Here is a 6,357-nt window from a genome sequence, read left to right as displayed (position 1 = left end):
CAATAATTAGTCATGGAACTTCTTCGAAGTTCGCTGACGTCCGTACTCACCTAAGGAAAGTTTCTAATTTAATTTGAGTTTCTTTTCCTAAATCTGCACAATCTTACGATAACTCCGAGAGGTGATCCAAAAGACGATTAGGTAGGTGATGAGAAAGACAGCACAGACGCTGAGGGTCACGACGAGGACTTGGCCACTATTGATGACACCGAGCACTTTGAGAATGAGGCGGATCATATGGTAGGCAAAGGCCAGGTGGACAAAGGCAAAGATGAGGGGGAGGAAGAAGACAGTCCGCACTTGACGGTTGATGGTCCGTTTGACCTCATCTTCATCAAGCCCTACCTTTTGGAGGATGACGAAGCGGTCACGGTCTTCATAGCCTTCTGAGATTTGCTTGTAGTAGATAACGATGACGGTTCCGACCATAAAGATCAATGACAAGAAAATACCGATAAAGAAGATGCCGCCAAAGAGGCTATTCAACTCTGCCACATCATTGGCTCGGTTGCCTCCATAGATAAATGTTCCTTGGGCCTGTTGGCTACTCAATTCATCGATCATCTTGTCATAGCTGGCTGCCAGCTTGAGTTGCTGGTCTTCGTCAACATTGACATTGAAGCCACCATAGATATTGGTATTGATGGCAAGATCCGGAAACTGAGCGACAAAGGCTGAAAGGTCTGGCACGACCAAGTAATTGAAATCCTCCGTCAGCATATTAAACTGATTTGGAACATGATCGGTGATAAAATCCTTGCTCACTTCTTCCTTGACTTGGAAGTCTTGCCCATTGATAGTGAACTGCTTTTGCCCTATCAGAGCCTTGTTATGAGCAAAGAGGATGACTTGGTTGCCGGTCAGATCGACGTGTTCTCCTGTCATCTGTTCATAACTTTCCGCATCAAAGACCATAAAGACGGTTTTAGGAGTGACGCTGCGTTCATCAGCTGGATAGACGGTGAAATCCGTGCCCTTTTGTGATTTGACCCCAAAGTTGGCATAGGTCATCAGGTCGCGATTTTTGATCTCAAGATGATGCTCAGAAGCAAATTCATCAAATTTCTGATTAATCTGCTCCAGGTCTACCCCTTTTCCTTGGACGGAGAAATCATGAGGAGCCATGATTTTCTTGATCGTTTCACCACCGACATAGATGTTGGTGGCAGCAGAGATCGTCACCAATACCATGGTCGAGAGGATGGCAATAGTCGCAAGGCCCACTGCATTCTTCTTCATGCGATAGATGAGGTTAGAGACCGAGATCATGTTGTTGGGTTGGTAATAATAGCTCTTCTTTTTCTTAAGCAGGTGCAAGAAGACGGTGATCCCCGCATTAAAGAGTAAGTAGGTCCCGATCATAACCAGGATAACGGCTAGAAAGAAGGTCACAAGCGCAATGATGGGGTCTTTGACAGACACAGCTAGGTAGTAGCCAAGACCGAGAGAGGCTAGGCCCAGGATGGTTTGGGGCCACAAAAAGCGGGCTTTCTTTTCGCCACTTGCTTTCTCACGAGTTAGTTGCAGGGCATTCAAACGGAGAATGCGCCAAGCATTGAGAAGAACCAAAAGGCCAAAGATGAGACCAAAGGTGACAAAGACCAGGACGACAATCCCAGGTTGGAAGGTAGATACCAGCTGGACCTTCATTTTCATGAGTTTCAAGAGGAAGGCAAAGATCAGCTTATCAAAGAGGGCTCCGATCAAGACACCGGCTGAGACAGTTACAAATCCAAAGATCAAGAGTTCCTTGAAGACCATGCTGATGAGATGGCGTTTTTCAAGGCCCAGCATGCTGTAGATTCCCAGCTCCTTGGAGCGGTTTTTCATGACAAAGCTGTTGGCATAGAGCACGATGATGGCCCCCGCAGCGTTGACCACAAACAGTCCCAAGCCTAGGGTGAAGAGCATGGAAGAGCCCCCTCGAAGCTCATGAATGTGAGGATTAAAGGTCAGGGAGTCAAAGAGATAGGCGATGGTCACTGCAAGAATGACCGCAATCGCAAAGGGATAATAGAGCTTGCGGTTCTTGATCAGATTGGAGCAAGCTAATTTAGTGGTTAATCGAAACATCTACTCCACCTCACTTGCCATGACCGTCAGGGTATCCGAGATTTCTTGGAACATCTGACGTTCTGTTTTTTCTCCGCGGAAGATCTGGTTGTAGAGAATTCCGTCCTTTATAAAGAGCACGCGCTTGGCCCGAGCTGCCGCTGCAGTTGAGTGGGTCACCATGAGGATGGTTTGCCCCATGCTATTAATATCTTCAAAGACATCGAGCAAAGCAGCCGAAGATTTGGAATCCAGCGCCCCTGTTGGCTCATCAGCAAGAAGGATTTCAGGTGAGGTGATGATGGCCCGTGCTACAGCCACCCGTTGTTTTTGCCCACCAGATATTTCGTAGGGATATTTCTCTAGAAGTTGGTGAATGCCCAACTCTCGACTCACGCTATCGACCTTACTCATCATTTCCTTGATTGGTCTGCGAGAAAGGACTAGAGGCAAGAGGATATTGTCTTTGACAGACAAGGTATCGAGCAGGTTGAAATCTTGAAAGACAAAGCCTAGTTTTTCGCGACGGAAGCTGGAGGCATCCTTATTCTTGATGGTTGAGGTATCTATGCTATTTAGGTAGACCCGCCCTTCCGTCGGCTGGTCCAGCATGGCTAGGATATTGAGGAGAGTTGATTTCCCGGATCCTGATTCCCCCATGATAGCCACGTACTCACCCTTTTCCACGGTGAAGTGGATATCTTTCAATGCTTCGACCTGCGTCCCTTGAAAGCGGGTTTTGTAGATTTTTTTGATATGTTGAACGTCTAGCAATGACATACTTTTCTCCTTATACTAGTAGATCAAGAAAAATTCTTGGGTTTGTTGTAGGACTTGGCGACCAAATTCCGCCTTTTCCAAATCAGTTTTCTTATTTGGTTTCTTAATCTTTTTGGGTTCTTTCATCCATTTCAAGAGTTTCATTTTCTTGACCTCCTTCATTTGATGAGACTATTGTATAAAAAATAAAAGGTGGTCACCATAACCTAACCTTTCATTTTTAAAATTAAATCTTACATTTTTGTCATTTTTAAATAAAAGAGGGCCTTAGGGAGAGAATCATTAGGTACCGACGAATTCCCCTAATCCATGACCAACTTCTTCTCTTCAAAGTGAATGGCAACAGTCGTCCCTTGGCCGACTTGAGACGTCATCTGGAGTTGGTGCCCTAGCTGATCGGCAATCTTTTTAGACAGATAGAGGCCTAGTCCCGAAGATTGCTGGGTCAAATGCCCATTGTAGCCGGAGAATCCCCTCTCAAAGACACGGAGTATATCGCTATCCTTAATTCCAATCCCACTATCTTTCATATAAAGGGTCTGGTCTTTGAAATAGATCTCAATCACGCCAGTGCTGGTATACTTAAGGCTATTAGACAGCAATTGCTCGATGATGACCAAGAGCCACTTGCGATCGGTAATGACGGCGACATCTAAGTCATGCAGATCCACCGTCAAGCCCTTTTGAATAAAGAAGATGGCATACTTTCGCACCACTTCTTTGACCAGCTCTTCGAGTGGAACACGCTTAAGCACCAAATCATCGTGAAAGCTTTCGAGTCTCAGATACTGGAGGACCACATTGGCATAGGAATCAATCTTAAAGAGCTCCTGCTCCATTTGTTGTCTCAAGTCGCTGTCTTCTATATTTTTAACCAAGAGTTGACTGGCCGCAATGGGCGTCTTAATCTGGTGGACCCAGAGGGTATAGTAATCCATCAGGTCATTGTAGGTCTCTAGACTCACCGTTGTCTGCTCACGTTGGGCTTGCTGACTGGTTGCTAGCTTCTGACTCAAAACCTTTTCTAGAGGGGTCTCAGCTACTCCCTCCCCATAGAGCACTTCCTTCCGATAGGCCTGATAACCAGCGACTGCATCCCAAATGACCAGAAGAAGACTCAAAAAAGCCAAAATGCCAGTCAGGTAAAGAAGAAAATTGCGGTAGCCTTCGAAGATATAAGCAAATAAAACGAGAGAAGAAAGGAGTAAACAGATCAAAAACAGATAGCGACGATGAGAAATCAGATAGTCTTTGACAAATAAGAATCGATTATCCATTGCTCAACCCGTATCCTATCCCTTTTTTCGTTTCGATAAAATGTTCCAGTCCTGCTTCTTCGAGCTTCTTCCGAAGTCTAGCTACATTGACCGAGAGGGTGTTATCATCAATAAAGAAATCACTGTTCCACAATTCCTTCATCAGATCATCCCGAGCTACTATACTTCCAGCCTTCTCAAACAAGATGCGAAGGATTTGAAATTCGTTTTTTGTCAAATTGACCACCTCTCCCTCGTAAACCAGATCCATGGATTTGAGATTGAGAATAGCTCCCCGGTGTTCTAACAAATCTTGATCAGTTCCAAACTCATAAGAGCGGCGAAGGAGACCCTGGATTTTTGCCAGGAGGACATTGGGATCAAATGGCTTGGTCACATAGTCATCTCCCCCCATATTGATAGCCATGACGATGTCCATAGCTTGATCTCGTGAGGATAAAAACATGATAGGGACCTTAGATACCTTACGAATCTCCTGGCACCAATGGTAGCCATTATAAAGAGGAAGGCCAATATCCATCAGAATCAGATGAGGATTGGTCTGGACGAAGGTGCCCAATACATCCATAAAGTCATCAACTGCAATAACTTCAAAGCCCCACTGCTCCATGATTTTCTTCACTTGTTGGCGAATGGTTTCATCATCTTCGACAAGAAGAATTTTATGCATGCTCTTTCCTGCTCTTTCTTACTAGAGTATTACCCTTTCATTATATCAAATTATCCAAGGAGCATACATATTTTTCGCCATCTCAACTTACAGGTAACTCCTTTCGTCAATTTCCTATTTTTATGGAGGGGTCTTTCAGGTATTTTATGCTATACTGAACATACAGATACAAAGGAGAATCTCATGTCCACGATTTTTGATTATCTAGACTATGTCGCCTATGATTCCATCTACGATCGCCCTTTTAAGGAACTCGATGTCCTGGCACTGACAGAGCTGACCTATCTTCCTTTTGATCGGATCGTGCCCCAAGGGGATACGACCAATATTGAAGTCCGCTTATCTGATGCAGTAGAGCTAGTCGATCGAACCACAGATTTCATCGTGACAGACCAACACCTGCAATTAGTCGATGACCTAGCTACATCCAAACGCTTTAAGAATCTCAAACTTCTTAACTATGTCGACGAATATGACCCCGATGTTCAGAAGCAGTTTGCGGCTATGACCTATCGTCTTACTATGGATGTTTATTTAGTTGTCTTCAGGGGGACGGATGATACCTTGATCGGCTGGAAGGAAGACTTCCACATGACCTATATGGACCATGTCCCATCTCAGAGGCGTGCAGCCAGCTACCTACAAAACGTCATGAAGGAATTTCCTAAAGGACGCTTTCTGGTAGCCGGCCACTCCAAAGGGGGCAATCTCGCAGCCTACGCCTGCTCTTACCTTCCAGATCATCTGATTGAACGGGTCGACGCCATCTACTGTTACGACGCTCCAGGTCTCAACAAGGCCATTATCGAAACGGAGAGCTATCAACGAATCGCGCACCTCGTTCACCGCTTTGTCCCGCAAGGGTCCATCGTTGGGATGATGCTGGAAGTTCCTGAGTCTGCTACGATTGTCAAAAGCCGTGCCTTTGGTGGCTTTGCCCAGCATGACGCCTTTACTTGGATGGTTGAAAAGGATGGATTTGTGACCCTGGATCAAACCAGTCCCGATAGCCAGCAGACCGACGAGACCCTGAAGCAGTGGGTTCGCGAAACATCGGCGGATGAGCGCAAGAAGTTCTTTGATACTTTTTTTGGCATTTTTCTGGACGCCGGCATCACTTCGATTAATGATTTGATGAACTTGAAAAATTTCTCCAAGATCAAAGACATCTTTCAAAATGCTCAGGACCTAGATCCAACAGAAAGAGAAATGCTGGAACGTCTAGCCAAGCAACTCCTCGATACCCGTGTCCAAGCTTGGAAAAAATGGCAGACGGTTCCCCGTATTCTGGTTCAAATGACTGCATTTTTCAAGCGAAAAAAAGCAGTCGAGTCCTCCTCACCTCTGCTTCTTGAGCACAAATATTGACAATTTTAACTCTATTTTATAAAATGTAACAATATCGTTTACATCCAATGGTGTAAACGAATTTTTTTATAGAAAGAGAATGAATTGAAACAAAATAAGAGGCTGGGACAAAAGTCCTAGCCTCTCAATTGTTTTTGGATTATCGATCAAGACGCAGTGGTTGAGTGGGCTCTACTACGCTGATTTCATCAGCTTTTACAGCCCTACTCA

6 protein-coding genes are annotated in these 6,357 nt (G+C 45.0%); 1 reads left to right on the top strand and 5 read right to left on the bottom strand.

What is annotated here, in order from left to right; all coding sequences use genetic code 11:
• Positions 1-87: 87 nt before the first annotated feature.
• The 5 genes from ADH49_RS05380 to ADH49_RS05365 form a co-directional block, all read right to left on the bottom strand.
• Entirely contained in the window at positions 88-2,073 is a 1,986-nt protein-coding gene (locus tag ADH49_RS05380; protein ID WP_048690528.1) for an FtsX-like permease family protein, read from the bottom strand.
• Positions 2,074-2,832, bottom strand: coding sequence for an ABC transporter ATP-binding protein (locus ADH49_RS05375; RefSeq protein ID WP_048690526.1), 759 nt, complete (start codon positions 2,830-2,832; stop codon positions 2,074-2,076). It abuts the gene before it with no gap.
• Positions 2,833-2,847: 15 nt separating this feature from the next.
• Complete coding sequence (locus ADH49_RS10425) at positions 2,848-2,976, bottom strand: hypothetical protein (RefSeq protein ID WP_023022528.1); 129 nt, start codon at positions 2,974-2,976, stop codon at positions 2,848-2,850.
• 158 nt (positions 2,977-3,134) lie between these two features.
• On the bottom strand, positions 3,135-4,109 hold the full coding sequence (locus ADH49_RS05370) for a sensor histidine kinase (RefSeq protein WP_048690524.1): 975 nt from the start codon (positions 4,107-4,109) through the stop codon (positions 3,135-3,137).
• Positions 4,102-4,779, bottom strand: a complete 678-nt coding sequence (locus ADH49_RS05365) for a response regulator transcription factor (protein WP_048690522.1) — start codon at positions 4,777-4,779, stop codon at positions 4,102-4,104. The genes ADH49_RS05370 and ADH49_RS05365 overlap by 8 nt, the downstream gene beginning before the upstream one ends.
• 183 nt (positions 4,780-4,962) lie before the next feature.
• Here ADH49_RS05365 and ADH49_RS05360 point away from each other — a divergent pair, with 183 nt between their 5' ends.
• Positions 4,963-6,147 (top strand): DUF2974 domain-containing protein, encoded by a 1,185-nt coding sequence (locus tag ADH49_RS05360; RefSeq protein WP_048690520.1) that lies wholly within the window; start codon positions 4,963-4,965, stop codon positions 6,145-6,147.
• Positions 6,148-6,357: the final 210 nt, after the last annotated feature.

This window comes from Streptococcus sp. 400_SSPC (genome assembly GCF_001072745.1).
GTDB classification, from domain to species: Bacteria; Bacillota; Bacilli; order Lactobacillales; family Streptococcaceae; genus Streptococcus; species Streptococcus xiaochunlingii.
This window is presented reverse-complemented; position numbering and strand designations above follow the sequence as displayed.

Bases quoted from the DNA above. Each gene is read 5' to 3' on its own strand.
- ADH49_RS05380 (WP_048690528.1), bottom strand. From the start codon at position 2,073: ATGTTTCGATTAACCACTAAATTAGCTTGCTCCAATCTGATCAAGAAC.
- ADH49_RS05365 (WP_048690522.1), bottom strand. From the start codon at position 4,779: ATGCATAAAATTCTTCTTGTCGAAGATGATGAAACCATTCGCCAACAA.
- ADH49_RS10425 (WP_023022528.1), bottom strand. From the start codon at position 2,976: ATGAAACTCTTGAAATGGATGAAAGAACCCAAAAAGATTAAGAAACCA.
- ADH49_RS05360 (WP_048690520.1), top strand. From the start codon at position 4,963: ATGTCCACGATTTTTGATTATCTAGACTATGTCGCCTATGATTCCATC.
- ADH49_RS05370 (WP_048690524.1), bottom strand. From the start codon at position 4,109: ATGGATAATCGATTCTTATTTGTCAAAGACTATCTGATTTCTCATCGT.
- ADH49_RS05375 (WP_048690526.1), bottom strand. From the start codon at position 2,832: ATGTCATTGCTAGACGTTCAACATATCAAAAAAATCTACAAAACCCGC.